Here is a 20,561-nt window from a genome sequence, read left to right as displayed (position 1 = left end):
TATGTCAACAATTGATTTTTTCCTTTCCAATTTGAGGGGATTTCTGTGACCAAAAGGACCAAAACAACCAATATGACCGCATTATTTTCAATTTTCCAGCCAATTTATACAATGCGAAAAAGAGGAATAAAGCGTTTTCAAAACCTGGAGGAGGAACGAATTTCATGCGGATCAACTTTAGAAATCTGACCGTACAGGTTGTAATTGCCATCATTCTCGGTATCCTAGTTGGTCATTTTGCACCCAAATTTGGCGCAGAGCTGAAGGTGTTAGCCGACATTTTTGTCAAACTGATCAAAATGATCATCCCACCGATTGTCTTCTTCACTGTCGTAAATGGAATCGCCAGTATGGGAGACATGAAAAAGGTCGGAAAGATCGGCGGCAAAGCACTGCTCTATTTTGAAATCGTTACCACAATCGCATTGGCGATCGGACTGTTGGTTGTCAACCTGATCAAGCCTGGGGTAGGCTTTGACAAAACGGGCCTGACCAGCGGGGACGTCTCCAAGTACACGGAGGCTGCTGCTCAGAGTAACAACGGTTTTATTGATTTTATTACGGGGATCATCCCGGAAAATGTCGTCGGGGCTATGGCTAATGGCGAGCTGTTGCCTATTCTGTTCTTCGCTGTCCTGTTTGGTCTTTCACTCGCTGCCATGGGGCAAGCGTCCCAGCCTGTCATCAAGCTGTTTGATAAGCTGGCGCACGGATTTTTCGGTGTAGTCAACATGATCATGAAGGTTTCTCCGCTAGCTGCATTTGGCGCAATGGCGTACACGATTGGCAAATTCGGCATCGGTTCGCTGACCAGACTGGGCCTTTTGATGACGGCTGTCTACATCACGATGTTTTTGTTCATTATTCTCATACTGGGCGGGATCGCGCGCTACTACAAATTCAGCATCTTCGCGTTTATCAAATACATTCGAGAGGAAATCCTGCTCGTGCTTGGCACCTCCTCCTCAGAATCCGCTCTTCCGAGAATGATGGATCGGCTGGAGAAGTACGGCTGCTCCAAATCCGTTGTCGGTCTGGTCGTACCGACGGGCTACTCGTTTAACCTGGATGGTACCTCCATCTATTTATCTATGGCTGCCATTTTTATCGCCCAGGCCTATGGCATCGAGCTCAGCTTCTGGGAACAGGTCACCCTTTTAGGAATCCTGATGATTACGTCAAAAGGGGCTGCCGGTGTAACAGGTTCTGGTTTCATTACACTCGCCGCTACCTTGGCAGCCTTCCCTGTCATTCCGGTCGAAGGCATTGCGCTCTTGCTCGGCGTTGATCGCTTCATGTCAGAGGCTCGTGCCATTACGAATCTGATCGGAAATGGCGTAGCCACTGTGGTCATAGCCAAGCATGAAAATGAGTTCCATCCGGGACGCGTCCAACAAACAGACGAAACCGCCATCGAGTCGGACAACGATTCAGAAGCAAAACCGATCACGGCCTAGTCCATATAAAAAAGAGGTTCTCCTACTTCAGAGAGAACCTCTTTTTGCTTTAGTCATTTGGCCATGTCTTACGAAGCTCAACCTCGAATTGGCGCAGGTGATTAATTCGCTTCTGTGCTGCCTGATACTCCTCCTGCCAGCCCTCTTTCTCGCGCTCTCTAATCAGCTCCGCCTTTTTCTCCAGTTCCTTTACCTCATTGCGCAATGCGATCACGATGTCTAATAGCTCATCCATATCCATGGACCGCATGTCTTGAATAAAGACCCATTCAGCTTCTGTTAATCGATACTGTTTGTTCGCCATGTTTCATCATCCTTAAAATAACCTCTATACGAAGCCCACTCATGAGGAGTGACCTTGTTTTAGAGGAAAGTTAATATTCCTGTCCGTTTATAAGTGTGTCATTTTTTAATGAAATTGTTTCATTTTGAAGAAAAATGACGTCATTTCGTGTATAATAGTGGATGTAGGTATGAATGTCGACAATAATCCGCATAACAGGGGGGATTATTACTAAAATATCACCGGAATGGATATAATTCCAAATAATTATTGACGACTTGTTGCTCACTGAAAAAAAGAGCAGCTATCTATGCCAATACAGTGTTTTGCGCAAAGGAGGATCTTATATGTTCTCTATTAGAGAATCCGATTTACCAGGAATCGGTAGGAAGTACCAGGTCGAAACCAGAAGTGGCGACAAGCTGGTTATCGTCATTCACGATGACGGCCGTCGGGAAATGTATCACTTTGACCGTGATGATATGGACGAAACAATCTCCATGGTTACCCTTGACGATGATGAGGCGAGACAAATTTCTGCCATCGTAGGCGGCTTGACGTACAAACCATCTGCACTGGAAACAGTCGAGGTTGCGTTAGACAAACTCATGATCGAATGGTACAAAATTGAATCGAACGCTCCTGCCATTGGCAAGACGATTGGGGAACTCAACATTCGTCAAGAAACAGGCGCTACCATCATCGCTGTTATCGAAAAAGACCATAAACAAACGATTAATCCCGGCCCCGAGTATGTCCTTAGTACAGGATCTACGTTGGTCGTTGCAGGTGAACGGAAGCAGGTGAAGGCTCTCAAGACTATTCTCAGCAACGGAGGTGAGTGATATTGGAGCACATCGTTTTTGAAGTCGGTCTTGCCCTCGCACTCATAGCAATTGCGGGGTTCCTCTCCATGAAGTTAAAATTCTCCATCGTACCCTTCTACATTCTCGTCGGGATGATCGTGGGTCCACACGCTCCCGACATCGGCTTGTTTGATCTCCGCTTTATTGAAAGCGCCCCGCTCATCGAATTTATGGGCAGACTTGGCGTACTCTTCCTGTTGTTTTACCTCGGACTGGAATTTTCGGTAGGCCGTCTGATCAAGGCTGGTCGATCCATTGCCGTAGGCGGTACGATCTACATCGTGATTAACTTTACCCTCGGCCTCGTATTTGGTTGGGCCGCTGGCTTCCCTCTCAAAGAGGTATTGATTATCGCCGGTATTACCACTATTTCCTCCAGCGCCATTGTGGCAAAAGTACTGGTGGATCTCAAACGTACAGCAAATCGCGAAACAGAGATGATCTTGGGGATCATCATGTTCGAAGACATATTCTTGGCCGTCTATATCTCGATCGTGTCCGGCTTGGTGCTAAGCGGTGCAACCTCTCTTGCTGGCGTACTCTCATCCGCATTGATTGCACTCGGCTACATGCTCCTCCTCATTATCGTAGGCCGCAAACTCGTACCTTTCCTGAATCGGGCATTGAACATCAAATCAAACGAAGTGTTTATGATTACGGTGTTTGCCGCTCTGTTTCTGATTGCGGGTTTTTCCGAAACGATCCATGTTGCCGAAGCCATCGGAGCTTTACTCGTAGGTCTCGTCTTGGCAGAAACACAACACATGAAGCGCATCGAGCATCTCATCCTGCCGTTTCGTGACTTCTTCGGAGCCATGTTCTTCTTCAGCTTCGGTTTGACAATTGATCCATTGGAGCTGGGTGGAGCCGTATGGTTGTCCATTGCGGCAGTCGCCATCACCCTTTTCGGTAACGTCGTAGCCGGACTTTTGGCTGGACGCAGTGCCGGATTGTCTCCCAAGGCTTCTACCAATATTGGACTAACCATCGTCTCTCGCGGTGAGTTCTCCATTATCATGGCTAATCTCGGAAAAGCGGGCGCACTCATGGAAATTTTGCAACCATTTGCGGCTCTTTACGTTTTGATTCTCGCCATTTTAGGTCCATTGTTGACCAAGGAATCCAAGCACATTTACAAGTTGCTCAATGCTGTGTTTCGTCTGGATCGAAAGGCACCACTCAAAGAACCAGATAACAAAGCAGACGCTGGATAATAGGAGAGACATGACTACCGACAGCAGATATGCCTGCTGTCGGTTTTTCTATTTGATCGCAGACAACATGTTCTCCATTATTTCTTCACTCATCGGGCCGATGTATTTATTCTGGACCACGCCGTTCGAATCAATGATGTAGCTGGTCGGAATCGAAATGGCTTTGTACACATTCGCCACTTCTTTCTCGGGATCGAGTAAGATCGGGAAGGTAATGCCATACAGCTTCACAAAATCCGCCACCGCTTCCGGGCTCGTCTCCGTATCAGTCAAATTGACTCCGAGAATAACTACGCCTTTTTCCTTATTCTCTTCGTAGTAACGCTGCATGTCCGGCATTTCTGCACGGCAAGGAGGACACCACGTCGCCCACAGATTGAGAATGACTTTTTTCCCCCGTAAATCGGACAGCTTGACCGTACCGCCACCTATCTGCTGCAGTTCAAAATCCGGAGCGGTATTTCCTTTTTCAATCCCAATCTGCCCGTTGCCTTGCTCGCCAGATGAAGCGATGGGCTCTTGCCTGTTCAAGAATTCCGCATCAAAAATGCCCCATCCCAAAAGCCCCAAGAGTACGACGATCGCCCATGCATTATGATATTTCTTCATCGGTCGTTCCCCCTAACGGCTTCACTCGTCTGGACAAAAAGAGCAGCAAGAGAGCGAATGCATAGTACATGAGCTGATAGCCGGAAAGTCCTGCAAACATAGATTCTCGATTCGGAACAAAAAAGTGCACATAGACTTGGCTAATGGCAAACCACATCACGGGTGCAAGCCAAGCCACAAGATGAATGAGTCCTTCCTTTGCCCGATGCAGCCACCAAAGAAAGAAGGCGCATATCGCGACCTGTTGTACGTGATACCACATGCTGCTCTGTTCTAACACGACCGTGAGCAGCTGGTAAACACCAGTTGCAGTAAGAAAACCTGTCGCCATCCCCAAGGCGACGAAATGAACAGGAATCGCTTTTTTGCGTACCGTCTTGGTGAGGTAGATGACAACTGCCACGACTGCCAGCATGGCTCCGTTTTCTCCCCCTGAAAAATAAAGAATGGACGAGGGATTTTCCACCACTTTTGAAAAATGAAACAGGACGTAGCTGAACTTCCAAACGAGAAATGCCAGCACCAGCGCATTACTCAACAGCTCAATAATGGCTGATTTCATTTTTCGGTTATGTGTAAGCTGAGCGGAAATGGCCACAAAGCCGAGCGAAAGCGAAACAATGACCGCCAGCATGCTCATTTTCAACAAAAAGGGACCCATTTGAAAAGCATCGGACATTTTCGTTTCCTCCTTCAAGAAAATGTCTTACATTAAGGAAGACAAGTATCTAAACAATTATCACCATATCAGGAAATGGGGAATAAAGGAATGCTCACGAATATTTTTACTTTGCAGGAGCGCTATGCCCTTGCTTTTTCTACGCGAACGGAGCATCCACAAGTGCGCGTATATTGCGATGAATCGGTTCCAGACATGTATAGCCATAATTATACAGAAATTATGTCGATCCCCACGCAAGACTGGTTACGAGCTTACATTGAGCAAGAGCTACGACATGCCAAAGACCAGCAGCTCGGCCACTTGAAGCTGGAACTGCACCCGTCGCTACCTTTTTCAGAAGAGTTCGTGTCTTTTGCCACTCAGCTTGGGTTTGAAGTAAATACGATGCTGTACATGCTTGCACCGTTGGATGTTGCCGATAAACTGGCGCCGAATCCACAATGCTCCGTTTTACGTGGGGATTCACTCGAAGTCATGGAAGCAGGCATTCGCTGTCTTACTGCTAGTGATTCCGTCACGATCAATCCTGATTTTGCTGTCCGAAAAGCGAACCGGAAAAGAGAGATTTATGAAAGCGGCGAGATCATACCGTATGTATGCTTTGTCGATCAAGAGCCAGTCGGTGCATGTGAATGGCATCTTTACAAGGAGCTTGTTCGAATGGAGGAATTTTTTATACTGGATGACTGGCAGCGTAGAGGATTCGGCACGGAAATCATTCGGGTCATGATGCAGGACGCCAAAAAACTCGGCGCCACCCATATGTACTTGACGACCTATGCAGATGATACGCCGCAAGAAATGTACAGCAAGCTCGGCTTTCAAGAGGTCGTGAGGCATTTGGAAATGATCTGGCTAAAGAACTAAAAAAGCTCCCACCAAGTAGCTTAGTGAGAGCCATCCTATTTTCAGCGTTGATCTAGTCTTTTGTTTAGCAGCGCTTCTGCCTCCCGATCCCTTCGGTCGGTTTCGCCGTTTTTGGTCCATTGTAAAAATCGGTCGTCCAAAAGCTCTGCCAAGATTGCCCGTTTGTCCGCTTCGCTCACCGCCAGCGAGAGTACTTGTCTTCTCATGCTGCCGAGAAAAAGCGTGTAGTCCTCGTATTCTGGTCCCACCCACTCTTCGAGCTGGCGGCGCATTTTCTTCGCCAGACCCGGGTTGTTCCCACCCGTAGAGATAGCAATCTGCAAGTCTCCACGTGCAACGACGGATGGAACGGTAAAAGAACAGAGGTCTGGGCGATCAACGATATTGATCCACTGCTGCGGACGGCACGCTTCGTATACAGCCAGATTGACGGCGGGATCACTCGTCGCCGCGATAATGAGCACTGCCTCCTCTACGTCCTGTGGGGTAAAGGGTCGCAGTGCTACCATCAGCTTCTTAGCGTGTGCCCATTCAAGGATGGTTGCCGTACAGGAGGGACTCACAACGGTGACATCCGCACCAGCAGCAAGCAGACTGCCGATTTTCCGCTCGGCTACCTGCCCGCCACCGACCACCAAGCAACGCTTGTTTTGTAGATTGACCATCATGGCATAGTTCGTCACCAGCGTTCCCACCCCTCGGCTTCCTATTGTTGCACTCGCTCCATTCCAAGCGTAGCTTCAAACCAGTTGATTTTCTCACGCATCTTCACGACATCACCGACCAAAATGATAGCTGGATTCGTGATGTGACTGTTTTGGGCCAAACGTTCCTCAATATCAGCCAAGGTACCCGTGACCACCGCTTGCTGCGGGAGTGTTCCCCAAGAGATGACAGCTACTGGCGTATGCGGATCGCGTCCGTGCTTGATTAACTGGGTGCGGATCAACGGCAGATTGGCTACCCCCATGTAAAAGGCAACGGTGTCGATGCCATTCGCGAGAGCACGCCATTTCTCTACAGCCAACTCCGGCTTGTCTTCTCGCAAATGTCCCGTCACGACAGCGAATGACGAGCCGTGATCGCGGTGTGTCACGGGAATACCCGCGTACGCCGAGGCTGCAATTCCAGCTGTTACTCCCGGGACGATTTCAAAGGCAATTCCTCGCTCAGCCAAATGCTGCGCTTCTTCTCCCGCACGACCAAACACGCAAGGATCGCCACCTTTTAACCGAACGACAACTTTTCCTTCCAGCGCCTTTTCCGCTAACAGCTCGTTAATGGATTCCTGTCTCATCGTGTGATGATCCGGCAGCTTGCCGCAGTAGATGCGTTCTGCCGTCTGTGGCGCGTACTCCAGCAGAGCTGGATTTGCGAGACGATCATACACAACCACCTCTGCCTTTTGTAGGCATTCCATTCCTTTTACAGTAATCAGCTTTGGATCACCAGGGCCAGCTCCTACGAGATAGACTTTGCCCGCGCCGCTCATCGGTCACTTACTCCTGCTGATGAAAATGTCGCCATCTCACGAACCATCCGTGTCGCTGCTTCCACGATTGGAAACGCCAATATTGCTCCGCTTCCTTCGCCCAGTCGCAAATTCAGGCTGAGTAATGGCTCCTTGCCTAATGCTTGTAGGACAAAGTCATGCCCCGGCTCTTCAGAACGGTGACCCGCGATCAAGTAATCAGCAACGAGTGGCTCCATGCGAACAGCCAGCAAAGCCGCTACGGTAGCGATAAAGCCGTCCAGCAGCACAGGGACACGGCGAGAAGCTGCTCCCATGATCGCCCCTGCCATTGCTCCGATTTCCAGTCCGCCGACTTTTGCCAAAACGTCCAATGGATTGGTTGCATCCGGGCGATGCAGCGCAAGCACATCACGAACAACTGCCTTTTTACGCTGCCAGCCTGCGTCATCCAGTCCTGTTCCTCGTCCGACGATTTGCTCAGGATCAGCTCCGGTTAAGGCTGACAGAATCGCACTGCTAGCTGTCGTGTTGCCAATCCCCACTTCACCGACGATCAGGACTTTGGCGCCTTCCCCGATAATCGCTTCTGCCATTTCAAGGCCAACTGCGATGGAGCGCTGCGCTTCGTCTGCTGTCATCGCTGCTTCTTTCAGCATATTGCCCGAGCCTGCTCTGATTCGTTTGTTGTAAACACCCGGTGCTTCGACCTCGACCGATACACCGACATCTACGATTTTTTGGATGGCTCCGATTTGTCTGGCGAAGACGTTGACTCCAGCTCCGCCATGAACCATATTCAGCACCATTTGCGCTGTCACTTCCTGCGGATAGGCAGAGACACCTTCCCGTGCCACACCGTGATCGGCCGCAAAAACAAGCACGCCCGGCGGTGTCACAACAGGCATCGTCTCACCTGTCATCCCAGCCAGCTCAATAGCCAATTGCTCCAAGCGACCAAGGCTGCCAAGCGGCTTGGTCAACTGATCCACATGCTGTCTCGTTTGCTCACTTGCTTCCTGATTTCGTGGCTCAATCGCCGGATAAATGACTGACATTACACCTGCACCTCTTTTTCTTGAAAAGCCTTCATGTACTCTTCGATCGTATCCAACTTCACATGGCGACGAACGGTATCCGCCAACAGATCGTATCCCTGCTCTCTCAGAGCGACAAAGGATGGGCGCTCCGTGATGGGTGGGAGACCTTTTTTCTCACGGATGGTATTCAGCAACAGAGTGCGGAAGTGGTCATTGTGAAACAGCCCATGAAAATACGTGCCGATCATCTGACGCTCCTCCTGACAATAGCCCTCCGTACGCCCCTCCATCTGGATAAAAGGAAACTCATTGCTCGAATAAGCAGATTGCCCCATGTGAATCTCGTAGCCTTCCACCGTCAGTTTTTCCTTCGCAAATACTGCTTCACCGCGGGACAAAACTGTCGTTTTCTTCTGCTCCATCGTCGTGATCATCGGGATGAGACCCAGCCCATCAAGCTGCTGCAACGGAGACTCGACCCCAGCAGGATCGTGAATAGAATCTCCCAGCATTTGATAGCCGCCGCACAAACCGACGATATACGTCTTCCCTTTATGATGAAGGTCTTTGACCGCCGCGGCAAGACCTGTCTCTCGCAGAAATTGCAAATCCTCAAGTGTATTCTTGCTGCCCGGCAAGACAATCAGGTCGGGCTCACCCAACTCTTCCAAACGTGTCACAAAGCGCATCCGGCAATCCGGCTCTACAAAAAACGGGTCCACGTCTGTAAAGTTGGAAATTCGCGGGTAACGCAAAACAGCAATGTCAATCTCTCGCGGTGTCTCACGCTGACCTTGATAACGGTGCAAAATCAGCGAATCCTCCGCATCGATCCACAAGTCTGGAATAAATGGCACGACTCCAAGGACAGGCTTGCCTGTGTATTCCTCGAACCAGTCCAGCCCCGGCTGCAAAAGTGTCAAATCACCGCGAAAACGATTGATGATGACTCCGATCACGCGGTCCCGATCTTCGGGTTCGAGCAGCTGGAGGGTACCGACCAAGCTAGCAAACACACCCCCACGCTCGATGTCTGCCACCAAAATGACGGGCGCGTTCGTGAGACGAGCGACCCGCATATTGACGAGCTCGCGGTCATTCAGATTAACCTCTGCCGGACTGCCAGCCCCTTCAATGACGACCCGCTCATAGGAGCTGGCGAGTCGTTGATACGCTTCCTCAATGATCCGCAAGCCCTCGTGATAAAATTCCGTGCGATAGGCAAAAGCTTTCATGTTGCCATATGGCTCGCCGTTGACGACAATTTGCGATTCGGAATCTCGTGTCGGCTTGATCAAAATGGGGTTCATGTCGGTCGTCGCCAGAATTCCTGCTGCTTCTGCCTGAACGCCCTGTGCCCGGCCGATTTCTTTTCCATCCAACGTCACGTAGGAATTCAACGCCATATTTTGCGATTTGAACGGAGCTGTCTTGTAGCCATCTTGGGCAAAAATCCGGCACAGCGCTGTAGCAATCGCACTTTTTCCTGCATCCGAGCTAGTACCTTGCACCATCAACGGGAGGGTTTTAGGCACGAGCGGCCACCTCCGCGCAACGGTTCAACCAACGCTCAACCAGTTCGGGATTGGAGCCAAAATGCAAGTGAGTATAGCCTGCGACCAGATTCCCCTGGGCATAGCCCTCCGGCTTCGTACCGCGAAGTCCTTTTGTTTCGTATGCTGTTGGTAATTGTTGATCCGAAGCATACGTCGAGTAATGGAATTCATGCCCTTTTGCCTGTTCTTCGGTGCCGAGCAAGAAATTGCCTTCCATGCCGCGCACTTCCCGATAGCCAAGCGCTGCGAGCTTTTTTTGCATGGTCACCTTGCCTGGGATGAGCCCCACCATCGGATAACTGTCGCCCTCGGTCGTCACGATTGCCTCTGTCAAAAACATGTAGCCGCCGCACTCAGCCAAGGTAGGCAAGCCTTTTGTGATCGCAGATCGGATCGATAGTTTCACCGCTTCATTTTGCGATAGCTCTGCTGCAAATTCCTCCGGGAAGCCTCCCCCAATGTACAAGCCATCCGCGTCCTCAGGCACTCCCTCTCCGGCCAGCGGAGAAAAGAACGCGAGCTTCGCGCCATATGCTTCGAGCAGCTCCAAATTTTCCGGATAGTAAAAATGAAAAGCAGGGTCCTTCGCAACAGCAATGGTGACATCGGCAGATGCTTTTCGCGGAGCAAACAACGTAGGTTCTGCTTGCAGCGGCTCTGCCTTTGCCAGCTCCCAGATTTGCTCCAAATCGACTGTCTCCGCAATCAGATCAGCCAGCTTTTCAAACAGCGGTGTCAGCTCTCCACGCTCAACAGATGGCACCAATCCGAGATGACGTTCCGGTATTTCCAGCTCGTTCTCCCGTTTCAGGTAGCCCACGACCGGAATCCCGCACTCCTGCTCGATCGCTGCCTTCACGATTTTGTGATGGCCTTCACTGCCGACCTTGTTCGCGATGACACCGACGATTCTCGCCTGTGGATTGAGCAGTTGAAAGCCTTTGACAATCGCAGCCGCACTGCGAGCCATGCTCTGACAATTGACCACCAACAGAACCGGGGTGCCAGTCAGGATGCTGATTTCGGCCGTGCTGCCTTTATCGCTGGTCGCTTCCTTGCCATCGTACATGCCCATAACGCCCTCGATAATCGAGATGTCTGCACCCTCGCTGCCACGGACAAAAATCTCTTTCACGATCTCGTGCTCCAACATAAAGCTGTCCAGATTGCGCGAAGCTCTCCCCGTTACAGCCGTATGATACGTGGGATCGATGTAGTCAGGTCCGCACTTGAAGCCCTGTACGGTATGCCCTTTTCTTTTCAGAGCAGCCATCAGTCCGATGGTAACGGTTGTCTTACCCGCTCCGCTGCCTGTTCCGGCAATCACAATACGGCGGCTGTCCGTCATGCGCGCTCCTCCTCATGATAGGGCATCAATCCGACCGAAATGGTGGTGTTGCCCGACTTCTTCTTGGTCAAAACGAGTTCGTCTGCGCCAGTATACAGCTTCACGGCGGGCTCGCTCACTCCGTACGCTCCGGTGAATTTGAAGACGGTATCAGACGGATCGCTGATTTCTACCTGATTCAACTCTTCAGGCGAATACCAGACGAATGGCCAGCCGTATTTTTCGCAAACGGCGATCAGACCCGCTTCATCCTTTTTCAGCTCGATGGTCGCCAATGCTTTTACACTTTTGATTGAAAATTGCAGTTCATCCAGCGTTTCCTTGATGACTGCCTCGATCTCCTCTGCAGAGGTTCCACGGTTGCAGCCCATCCCGAGCACGATGACCTTCGGACGATAAAGGACACCGTTGTCCAAAATCGATTGTTCCTCCAGTGTGAGCAAGCGATGAGAAACGACTAGAGCAGCTTGCGGCTGATCGGCTTTTGCCTCAGCGATTGTCGCGTATTCCTTGATGGATGGTGGCATCGGTGTGTCATGCATCCACCAGTCGCGTTCACCGGATTCATTGATGACAGCTACGCGCTCCTCATTTACGACAGAAGCACTGACAGGGGTCAGCTTTTCAGCGGAATCCCACTCCCAGCCGAAACGTCTACCGAATAGATCGACCGGAATCGTCTTTTGTACGTCAGATGCTGTCGTGATAATCGGACGAGCACCCATGACTGCCGCTACCTCACGAGCCAGCTCATTGGCACCGCCCAAATGACCGGACAGCACACTGATGACATTCTCCCCACGGTCATCGACGACGACGACACCCGGATCTTTCTTTTTATCTTCAAGCAAAGGTGCGATCATCCGAATAACCGCACCCAGAGAAATAATGATAATTAAACCTTTATACGCAGGCCAGAGAGCTGGAAACAGCATCCGCACGCTGTTTGAAAAAAGCTGGATGCCGCGCGCTTCCTCGTCTCCCCGCTCGAACTTGCTCATGTAGTACAGATCTGTTCCAGGAAATTTTTGCGCCAAATCACGCGCCATCTCTACTCCGTGCTTTGTGATCGCGACAATGGCATAGTCTCCGCGCTGCTCGATAGGAGGGATTTCTCCCTCGATCAGTTCGATGATCTTCATTATTCCTTCACACCTTTTCTGAACCCGTGCGTAAAGGTTTTGTCGTACAGCTTGGAACGGTACTGCTCGCTCTTGTCGTGGATGTTCGGGTCCAATGCCCAGCCAGCCAAAATCATTGCGTGTTTGCGAATGCCGTTTTTCCCCATGTCTTCGTCCAAGTTTTTCAACGTCGTGCGAACGATCAATTGATCCGGCCAGCTCGCACGTTGTACGACTGCGACAGGTGTGTCCTCGCTCCAGCCAGCTTCGACCAGCTCGCGGACTACTTTTTTCGTCAAAGTCGCGCTAAGGTATAGAGCCAACGTGCAATGATGCTCAGCGAGTGCACGCAGTTTTTCTCTTTCAGGCACTGGTGTGCGACCTTCCGCGCGGGTGAGGATGATCGTCTGTGTCAGATCAGGAATCGTCAACTCGGCTCCTACTGCTGCCGCTGCCGCAAATACGGAACTCACACCCGGTACGATTTCTACCTCGATGCCTTTTTCCTTTAACAGTGCGATTTGTTCCATGATGGCGCCATAAATCGATGGATCGCCCGTATGCAAGCGTACGACTGTTTTTCCACTGCTAATCCGGTCTACCAACTGCTCTACCATTTCTTCCAATGCCATACCCGAGCTTTGCAGTACTTCTGCTTCGGGGTTGCCCATTGCTACCAATTCCTCATTCACGAGAGAGTCTGTATACATAATGACGTCTGCCTTTTGCAGCAGCTTCAAGCCTTTTACCGTAATCAAATCAGGGTCGCCGGGACCCGCTCCTACTATGTACAGTTTCATTACTTTTTCACCACCATCAGTGTAAGATAGCTAAGCTCTGCCCGCTCCAGTTCACGCATATCGGTCCAAACCATTTCCTCGGAGGAAGTAACCTTGGTTGCTACCGCTGCCTTTTCAGCCAGCCCCATTTCTTTCAGCAAGCCAATGATCATTGGCAGTACTTTTGCTACCTTCAGGAACACGACGGTATCGTGGTTCTCAAGCGCTTTGCGCATGGCTTCCTTGTCTTCTGTTGCCGGGATGATTCCGATCTGCTCGTCGCCATCCGCCAGTGGCAGATTGAAGCGGGAAGCTGCTCCCAAAAACGAAGACACACCTGGCACCGACACGACTGGCACTTCCGGATGCTCCTCATGCATGACGCGCATCATGTGGATAAACGTGCTGTAAAACATCGGATCGCCTTCCGTTACAAAAGCGACGTCCTTGCCTTCAGACAAACGCTCCCAGACGATCTCCACCGTGTTGTTCCACTCGCGCTCCAAAATTTCTTTGTCCCGCGTCATCGGGAATACGAGTCCGAGCATTTCCTTGTCTGGGGACTGCACATACAGCTCCGCGATTTGATGCGCGTAGCTTTTGCTGCCCATCCGTTTTTTCGGGTACGCAATCACTGGCGATTGCTGTAATAGACGAAATGCCTTGACGGTAATCAATTCAGGGTCGCCGGGACCTACGCCCAGTCCGTACAATGTTCCGATCTTAGTCACTTGATGTCTCCTCCTTGTTCTTCTGCCTGCTTGGCCCAAGCCGTAATGATGTAGATCGGATTCAATGCTTCAAAGCGTGTCAGGGACAAAATCGGCTTGCTGCGCGATAGCTGCGCCAGTGTCACCGATGTCTCGAATCCTTCCTGCGCGAATGCTTGTGTCGCTTCGTACAATGTCTCAATGGTCGCTGCGTTCACCACAATCCGGCCATTCGGGCGCAGTCGTGTGCAGCAGATATTCAACAGCTCACGCAATTCTCCACCGCTACCTCCGATGAATACAGCGTCCGGGTCTGGGAATTGATCGAGGCCATGTGGGGCGCGTGCATTGACCACTGTCAAATCCGTGCGAAACTTCGCCATGTTCTGGCGGCAGTTTTCCAGATCGTCCGCGTTCTTCTCTACGCCGTACACTTCACCCTCACGCGCAATTCGTGCCGCTTCAATGGCGACAGAGCCTGTGCAGGTGCCGATGTCCCAGACGATGCTTTTGGCATGCAATTGCAGCTGGGCAATGCTTAATATACGCACTTCTTTTTTCGTAATGAGTCCCTTGTCCGGCTTGCGCTGAGAGAACTCCTCGTCTGCGATTCCGAACGGCCATACTGGGCTTGGACGGCGTTTTTTCAAAATCACGACATTCAGATCAGAGAAGACACCGTCCGCCATTTCCTCAAGGGAATACCAGCCCGTCCGCTCTTCGGCACTGCCCAGATTCTCCGCCACAAACGCATCGTACTCAGTCATCTGAAACGAAAGGAGGTACTTGGCAATCGCTGCTGGCGAGTTCTCCCGATCCGTCAACAGCGCGACCTTTTCCTTTCCGTCGATCCGCTGTGCCAGACCTTTGATACTACGCCCGTGTACACTGGCAAGTGTCGCATCCTGCCATGCTTCACCCATTTTGGCAAAAGCGAGCTGAATGGAGCTGAGGTGCGGGTAAATCTCCACGTTCAGTTTTTTGGCAAGCAAGCTGCCGATGCCGTAAAAGAGCGGGTCACCTGACGCCAGAATGACCGTCTTGCGCGTTTCTGTGCGCAGCTCCTCCACCATGGCAGTCAGACCGCCCTTCAGCACACGCTTTTCCCCTGTATACTCCGGGAAAAAGCTGAGGTGTCGCTCTCCTCCAACCAACAGTTCACTTTCTTCTATCCATGTCCGGTACAACGGCAGCAGGCTCTGCTGTCCATCATCCCCGATTCCAATTACTTTCATCGCCTGTGTCATTGATCGTCACCCTTCCCAACAGGGACCCTTTCATTGTGATGATGATGGTTTCAACCTCGATGCCGCCGCCCACTTCCTTTAGTGCAGCACGACAGCAGTTTTCGCACATGATCTCGAAAAAGGCGGGCGTGTCCACCATCATATCGCCTACCTGTGAAGCGGTGTTGGCTCCCAAAATTTCGTCAATACGCTCCTGCGAAGCTCCCGCATCTGCTGCCATTTGGGCGAGGAAGCCGAAATCGACGGGTGCGCTTTTGGAATGAACCATCATGACGCCCTGCGCTACCTTGGAAAACTTGCCCATCATCCCGACCAAGGTCACTTTGCGCATCTTTTTGTTTTTGCACTGCTTGAGGGAAAAGCCGACGAAATCGCCCATTTCCACGAATGCTTCTTCCGACAGCTCTGGATAAGTAGCGACCCCGTAGGATTCACTCTTTCCACCCGTCGACAGCACAATATGATCGCAGCCGGCTTCCTTGGCGACGTTGACCGCTTGCGCCACGCTTGCCTTGTAGGCAGAAGTGGAAAACGGCACCACGATTCCACGCGTCCCCAAAATGGAGATGCCGCCGAGTATGCCGAGTCGTCCATTCAATGTTTTTTTGGCGATTTCCTCGCCCGCAGGCACGGAGATGACGATTTTGATCCCGCGTTTCGTCCCGTACTCATCCAGAACAGCCTGCGCGGTTTCCCTGATCATTTTGCGCGGGACGGGATTGATCGCTGCCTCGCCAATCGGAACGGGCAAACCTGGCTTGGTCACCCGTCCCACACCGAGTCCGCCATCCAAAATAATGCCGGGCTCATCCGACCATTCTACGGTAGAAAGGATAAGGGCACCGTGTGTCGCGTCAGGGTCGTCTCCTCCATCCTTGATCGTGCCTACTGTCGCCCTCTCCCATGAAAATTCACAGCTCTCCATCTGAAAGGTGACGTCCTCGCCGATTGGTAGGCGAATCGTCGCTTGGCTTTGCTCTTCCTGAGTAATCAGCGCGATCAAAGCAGCCTTGGTCGTCGCCGTTGCACATGATCCAGTCGTATATCCGTGGCGGAGGGGTTTTGCCTCTTTTTCGTCCGTTGCTGCTTTGGCTGCCATCTGCTTAGCCCAACCGTTCCGCCATAATCGAAATGGCATTCAATGCTGCTACGGTTACTGGGCTTCCGCCTTTACGTCCCATGTTCGTGATGAATGGGATATCGAGCTTCGCCAGCTCTTCCTTGGATTCTGCCGCAGATACGAAGCCAACTGGCATCCCGATGACGAGTCCTGGCTTTGCTTCGCCTTCCTTTACCATACGGATCAGCTCCAGGAGTGCTGTAGGTGCGTTTCCGATGCAAAAGATTCCGCCATCTGCTTCCTTGATCGCTTTGCGCATGGAAATGATCGCGCGGGTCGTATTCAGACGCTTCGCCTCTTCCATCACATCGCGGTCAGAGATGTACACCTTTACTTCTCCGCCGAATTTTTCAATGCGGTTTTTGCTGATGCCGACTTGCACCATTTGTACGTCTGCTACGACGATTTTGCCGCTGCGGATTGCTTCGATTCCCGATTTTACTGCGTTCGGGTGGAAAACAAGGCTGCGTCCAAGGTCAAAGTCTGCGGATGCGTGGATGACGCGTTGTACTACCGGATATTGTTCTTCCGTAAAAGAATGCTCACCCAGCTCATCTGTAATGATTTGAAAGCTCAATTCCTCAATCTCTTGCGGTTGTACGGTCATTGGTTTAAATTCCGTTTTGAAATCCATGGTTAGTTTCCTCCAGTCGCTTGTTTAAGTTCGCCCAGCACGCTTGCGTAATCGGAAAACTTCGTTCCATAATCGATCTTCGGACGACCGATGACGATTGTTTCGATGCCCATTTCCAGTGCCGCTTCCACCTTTTCGTCAAAAGCGCCTACCTTGCCACTCTCCTTGGTGATCATCAGCGTAACACCATAATGATCGTAGAGCGCTTTGTTCAGCTCCTTGGAAAAAGGACCTTGCATCGCGACGATGTTTTTTTGCTCGACACCGAGCTCTTCGCATTTCTGCATATTGTCAAGACGCGGCAGCATTCGGGCGACCACCGTAGTATCCGGTAGGCCCAACAGACGATCCGTGAACGTTTTCAGCGTCTTGCTTCCTGTCGTCAGCATGATGATGCCACGCTTTTCTGCCGCCAACTCAGCCGCTTGTACGTAGTCTTCTACTACAATCAGCTTCTCGCTGCCCGGTGAGGAGAGGCTTTCACGCTCGTAGCGAATGTAGGGGACTCCCGCGCCCTGTGCTCCTGCCATGGCGTTTTTGGAGGCTTCCTCTGCGAAGGGATGACTCGCGTCGACCACGCATTGCACGGCTCTCTCTTGAATCAGCTGCTGAATATCTTCGGCGGTCAGGCGTCCGACCTGAACAGGCACGCCTGCCTCCTCCATGCTTTTCGCAGCATTGTCAGTGACGACCGTCGTCAACAGCTCGTAGCCCTTATCCTTGATTTGCAAAGCCAACTCGCGCGCGTCGCTCGTTCCAGCCAGTACCAGAATCATGCTGTCTCCCTCCTATTTGGTAACGTGGTCGTGCTTGTGATCATGCTTGTGGTCATGATCGTGGTCGTGATCGTGATCATGGTCGTGATGATGATGGTGGTGGTGGTGACCATGGTGGTGATGATGTCCATCCTCGTCATCGTGGTGGTGATGGTGATGGTCGATGTGTTCCATCGCTGCCAGCCTGTACTGACAAGTATCACAGTTCAGCTTCACTTCCCCGTGCAACGCTTCCACCACACGATCCTTGAGCACTTCTTTCAACAACGGATGGAAGCCAAAATACTCGGCCATTTCGAACTGGGCTTCTGGATATTGCTCACGGAACTTCTCCAGTTGATCGCTCATCCGTTTGATCAACACACCCGTGAACAAGAAGTACGGCAAGAGAACAATGCGCTTCGCACCCAGCCTCAGGCACCGCTCAACGCCCTCGTCGTACAGCGGATACGTCACGCCCATGAAGGCAGTCTCTACCCACTTGGCTTTGTAGCGCTCCCAGAACAGTCGGGACATTTTGTAAATATCGCTGTTGGCATCTGCATCGCTGCTGCCGCGTCCGATTACGAGTACAGCCAGGTCATCATGGTCTTCCCCGGAGGCAAAGCCTGCCCCTTCCATACGCGCGGTCAAAATATTGATCACTTCGTCGTGAATGCCGATCGGGCGTCCGTAGATGAACTGAACGTGTGGGTGCAGCTCCTTTGCCTCGTCGATGGCAGCTGGAATATGAATTTTTGCATGTCCGGCAGAGAACAGAATGATTGGAATCACCGCCACTCGGGTTGCCCCCCGTGCCACGCATGTATTCAATCCTTGCAGCATGTCAGGACGGGCAAACTCCAGAAAGCACGTCTCGATAATCGGAACATCCAAGTCAGGCGTTAGTGTCGCCACAAACTGGCGAATCTCTTCATTACCTTCCGGGTCCTTGCTTCCATGACCTACAAATAATACTGCGTCCATTTTATGTCCCCCTCGTTTTTTATTCAGTGTTCTTGCATTAATCTCCGCAGGCAGCATTCTCGATTTCAGCTTTTGCTGGCTCGTACCATGCGTAGCCCTCCAGCTCACCTACACGTTGGAAAAACTTGTGGAACCGCTCGTTCGGAAATGCTTCTTTTTTGAATCGGTTCACGATTCGCTCCACGAGTGGAACAATCTCTTCTTTTTCGATGCCTTCTGCTACCGGAATACCGGAGTGTGCATTGCGCCCCACCGTTTTTGCTCCCAGGAATAAATCGAACTTTCCTTTGCGAAATACGATCCCGATATCCTCTTGAACCGCGCCGTAGCACGCCATCCCGCAGCCGTTGAAGCCGATCTTCAGTTCCTTCGGCATTTCTTTTCCGCCCAACTTTTGGTGCAGCTCGTCGGCATAAGGAATGCTGTCTTTTTTCTCACCGTCGCAGAAATCGCAAGCTTTTACCTGCAAAACGTCTCCGATCGGGCTGAGAATCAGTCCAAGCTCTCGCAAGCGGCTAGTGATGCTGGCAGGATTGGCCGTCGGCACGCGCAAAATCATCTGGTGGTGTGGGGTGTATTCGATCTCGCCTTTTTCTCCAGCCACTTCGGCAATCGCCATCATTTGCAGCGGCGTGATTTTTTTGTTAGCAACACCCGGACTTATCGCGCATTCGAAAATCATCTCTGGCGTAAAGGTAGATACCGGACGATGGACTTGGCCGGAAGCGGACTTGGTTTCAATGCCTTTCGCCGCATTGATAGCAGTCAACGCCTCCATCGCCCATGCGAAAGGAGCTTTTGGTGCCTCTACCTCTGTTGCAGGCAGCGCTTCCAGTACGGCCGTGCTTGTTGCAGCATAATTTGCTGGTTCTGTAGCAGTTACTCTGTCCTCGGTAACGGCTACTGGTCTTTCTGCCTTCGGTGTCGCTGGTGCTTCCGGAGCTGACGCAAGGCTGCTCTCCTCGGAGGCCTCGAGCGACCACGGCTCATTTTCTACACGCAGACGCTGATGCGGCTTCAGTGGCTGCTCATCGGCAGACAGCGTGTATTTGCGCTGGTAGCCGCGCGGCGTAATCATTTTGCCGTCGTATACAAACGTCGATGTATTTCCAATAATCACGGTGGTCAACATGCCGATATCATGCTCCAGCATTTGCGCCAGGGTCGTCACGACAACCGTTTCCCGGTCGCGATAAGCACTTTTTACAATGCCGACTGGCGTATCTGGTGAGCGGTACTGCAAAAGAATGCGTTGCGCTTCCACAATCTGGCGGGTACGTCGTCCGCTGCGCGGGTTGTACAACGCGATTACAAAGTCAGCCATCCCTGCTGCGTCAATCCGTTTGGCAATCAGTTCCCAAGGCGTCAAGTGATCACTCAGACTGATCGTGCATGCGTCGTGCATGATAGGCGCACCGAGAATTGCCCCACAGGAATTGATCGCCGAGATGCCCGGCACGATTTCGATTGGTACACCGGTTGCTTCTGTCCAGCCTTTTTCCACCAACACCTCATATACGAGACCTGCCATCCCGTAAACACCTGAGTCTCCACTGGAAATGACCGCTACCTTTTTGCCTTCCTCTTCCGCCTGACGCACGGCTTCCCGTGCACGCGTCACTTCTTCCGTCATCCCTGTGCTGACGATTTGCTGATTCGTCAAAAGTCCGCGGATCAAATCTACGTAAGTGGAATAGCCGATAATGATATCGGACTCCTGCAGGGCTTCCCGCGCCCGCTTGGTGATATGCTCAAAACTTCCTGGACCAAATCCGATCACAAACAACTTGCCGCTCATAAGGCCCCTCCCCTTTT

The 20,561-nt window shown here is 51.5% G+C and carries 21 protein-coding genes; 4 read left to right on the top strand and 17 right to left on the bottom strand.

Annotated features, from left to right (window positions below):
• Positions 1-164: 164 nt before the first annotated feature.
• The gene (locus HPY27_RS15580; RefSeq protein WP_173623163.1) at positions 165-1,457 is read left to right on the top strand and encodes a dicarboxylate/amino acid:cation symporter; all 1,293 of its coding nucleotides are present in this window, start codon (positions 165-167) and stop codon (positions 1,455-1,457) included.
• A 49-nt stretch (positions 1,458-1,506) separates the two neighbouring features.
• Here HPY27_RS15580 and HPY27_RS15575 read toward each other — a convergent pair whose 3' ends face one another.
• Entirely contained in the window at positions 1,507-1,761 is a 255-nt protein-coding gene (locus HPY27_RS15575) for a hypothetical protein (RefSeq protein ID WP_017247372.1), read from the bottom strand.
• Positions 1,762-2,087: 326 nt separating this feature from the next.
• Between HPY27_RS15575 and HPY27_RS15570 the strand changes: the two genes are divergently transcribed.
• Both HPY27_RS15570 and HPY27_RS15565 read left to right on the top strand, forming a co-directional pair.
• Positions 2,088-2,585 (top strand): cation:proton antiporter regulatory subunit, encoded by a 498-nt coding sequence (locus HPY27_RS15570; RefSeq protein ID WP_017247373.1) that lies wholly within the window; start codon positions 2,088-2,090, stop codon positions 2,583-2,585.
• 2 nt (positions 2,586-2,587) lie between these two features.
• The gene (locus HPY27_RS15565; protein ID WP_017247374.1) at positions 2,588-3,820 is read left to right on the top strand and encodes a cation:proton antiporter; all 1,233 of its coding nucleotides are present in this window, start codon (positions 2,588-2,590) and stop codon (positions 3,818-3,820) included.
• Positions 3,821-3,868: 48 nt separating this feature from the next.
• Here the strand turns inward: HPY27_RS15565 and HPY27_RS15560 are convergent, their stop codons facing one another.
• Together HPY27_RS15560 and HPY27_RS15555 are read right to left on the bottom strand one after the other, a co-directional pair.
• Positions 3,869-4,429 (bottom strand): peroxiredoxin family protein, encoded by a 561-nt coding sequence (locus HPY27_RS15560; protein ID WP_017247375.1) that lies wholly within the window; start codon positions 4,427-4,429, stop codon positions 3,869-3,871.
• Positions 4,413-5,108: a hypothetical protein gene (locus HPY27_RS15555; RefSeq protein WP_017247376.1), complete on the bottom strand. Its 696-nt coding sequence runs from the start codon at positions 5,106-5,108 to the stop codon at positions 4,413-4,415. The genes HPY27_RS15560 and HPY27_RS15555 overlap by 17 nt, the downstream gene beginning before the upstream one ends.
• A gap of 90 nt (positions 5,109-5,198) precedes the next feature.
• On the opposite strand from HPY27_RS15555, the gene HPY27_RS15550 reads away from it, so the two are divergent.
• Positions 5,199-5,978 (top strand): GNAT family N-acetyltransferase, encoded by a 780-nt coding sequence (locus tag HPY27_RS15550; protein ID WP_017247377.1) that lies wholly within the window; start codon positions 5,199-5,201, stop codon positions 5,976-5,978.
• A gap of 41 nt (positions 5,979-6,019) precedes the next feature.
• Here the strand turns inward: HPY27_RS15550 and HPY27_RS15545 are convergent, their stop codons facing one another.
• The 14 genes from HPY27_RS15545 to cobJ are packed head-to-tail and all read right to left on the bottom strand — an operon-like array spanning position 6,020 to position 20,544.
• Positions 6,020-6,661: a precorrin-2 dehydrogenase/sirohydrochlorin ferrochelatase family protein gene (locus tag HPY27_RS15545; RefSeq protein WP_174225385.1), complete on the bottom strand. Its 642-nt coding sequence runs from the start codon at positions 6,659-6,661 to the stop codon at positions 6,020-6,022.
• Positions 6,662-6,684: 23 nt separating this feature from the next.
• Complete coding sequence (cobA, locus tag HPY27_RS15540; RefSeq protein WP_174225384.1) at positions 6,685-7,470, bottom strand: uroporphyrinogen-III C-methyltransferase; 786 nt, start codon at positions 7,468-7,470, stop codon at positions 6,685-6,687.
• Positions 7,467-8,507 (bottom strand): nicotinate-nucleotide--dimethylbenzimidazole phosphoribosyltransferase, encoded by a 1,041-nt coding sequence (gene cobT / locus HPY27_RS15535; protein WP_174225383.1) that lies wholly within the window; start codon positions 8,505-8,507, stop codon positions 7,467-7,469. Before cobT ends, cobA begins: the two co-directional genes overlap by 4 nt.
• Positions 8,507-10,024: a cobyric acid synthase gene (locus HPY27_RS15530; protein ID WP_017247381.1), complete on the bottom strand. Its 1,518-nt coding sequence runs from the start codon at positions 10,022-10,024 to the stop codon at positions 8,507-8,509. Before HPY27_RS15530 ends, cobT begins: the two co-directional genes overlap by 1 nt.
• Entirely contained in the window at positions 10,017-11,393 is a 1,377-nt protein-coding gene (locus HPY27_RS15525) for a cobyrinic acid a,c-diamide synthase CobB (protein WP_017247382.1), read from the bottom strand. The genes HPY27_RS15530 and HPY27_RS15525 overlap by 8 nt, the downstream gene beginning before the upstream one ends.
• Entirely contained in the window at positions 11,390-12,535 is a 1,146-nt protein-coding gene (locus HPY27_RS15520) for a cobalt-precorrin 5A hydrolase (RefSeq protein ID WP_174225382.1), read from the bottom strand. Before HPY27_RS15520 ends, HPY27_RS15525 begins: the two co-directional genes overlap by 4 nt.
• Positions 12,535-13,314 (bottom strand): precorrin-4 C(11)-methyltransferase, encoded by a 780-nt coding sequence (cobM, locus tag HPY27_RS15515; RefSeq protein WP_069846293.1) that lies wholly within the window; start codon positions 13,312-13,314, stop codon positions 12,535-12,537. The genes HPY27_RS15520 and cobM overlap by 1 nt, the downstream gene beginning before the upstream one ends.
• The gene (gene cobI / locus HPY27_RS15510; protein ID WP_017247385.1) at positions 13,314-14,024 is read right to left on the bottom strand and encodes a precorrin-2 C(20)-methyltransferase; all 711 of its coding nucleotides are present in this window, start codon (positions 14,022-14,024) and stop codon (positions 13,314-13,316) included. The genes cobM and cobI overlap by 1 nt, the downstream gene beginning before the upstream one ends.
• Positions 14,021-15,250 carry a precorrin-6y C5,15-methyltransferase (decarboxylating) subunit CbiE gene (gene cbiE / locus HPY27_RS15505; protein ID WP_017247386.1) on the bottom strand — a complete coding sequence of 410 codons (1,230 nt, stop codon included), beginning with the start codon at positions 15,248-15,250 and terminating at the stop codon, positions 14,021-14,023. Before cbiE ends, cobI begins: the two co-directional genes overlap by 4 nt.
• Positions 15,213-16,349, bottom strand: coding sequence for a cobalt-precorrin-5B (C(1))-methyltransferase (locus HPY27_RS15500; protein WP_173623252.1), 1,137 nt, complete (start codon positions 16,347-16,349; stop codon positions 15,213-15,215). Before HPY27_RS15500 ends, cbiE begins: the two co-directional genes overlap by 38 nt.
• 4 nt (positions 16,350-16,353) lie before the next feature.
• Positions 16,354-17,004 (bottom strand): precorrin-8X methylmutase, encoded by a 651-nt coding sequence (locus HPY27_RS15495; RefSeq protein ID WP_017247388.1) that lies wholly within the window; start codon positions 17,002-17,004, stop codon positions 16,354-16,356.
• A gap of 2 nt (positions 17,005-17,006) precedes the next feature.
• On the bottom strand, positions 17,007-17,780 hold the full coding sequence (gene cobK, locus HPY27_RS15490) for a precorrin-6A reductase (RefSeq protein ID WP_017247389.1): 774 nt from the start codon (positions 17,778-17,780) through the stop codon (positions 17,007-17,009).
• Between the two features lie 12 nt (positions 17,781-17,792).
• Entirely contained in the window at positions 17,793-18,746 is a 954-nt protein-coding gene (locus HPY27_RS15485) for a sirohydrochlorin chelatase (protein ID WP_173623173.1), read from the bottom strand.
• Positions 18,747-18,783: 37 nt separating this feature from the next.
• On the bottom strand, positions 18,784-20,544 hold the full coding sequence (gene cobJ / locus HPY27_RS15480) for a precorrin-3B C(17)-methyltransferase (RefSeq protein ID WP_174225381.1): 1,761 nt from the start codon (positions 20,542-20,544) through the stop codon (positions 18,784-18,786).
• Between the last annotated feature and the right edge of the window lie 17 nt (positions 20,545-20,561).

This window comes from Brevibacillus sp. HB1.1, assembly GCF_013332445.1.
GTDB classification, from domain to species: domain Bacteria; phylum Bacillota; class Bacilli; order Brevibacillales; family Brevibacillaceae; genus Brevibacillus; species Brevibacillus porteri.
Note: the sequence above shows the minus strand (reverse complement) of the source record. Positions and strands in the feature narration are given on the sequence as shown.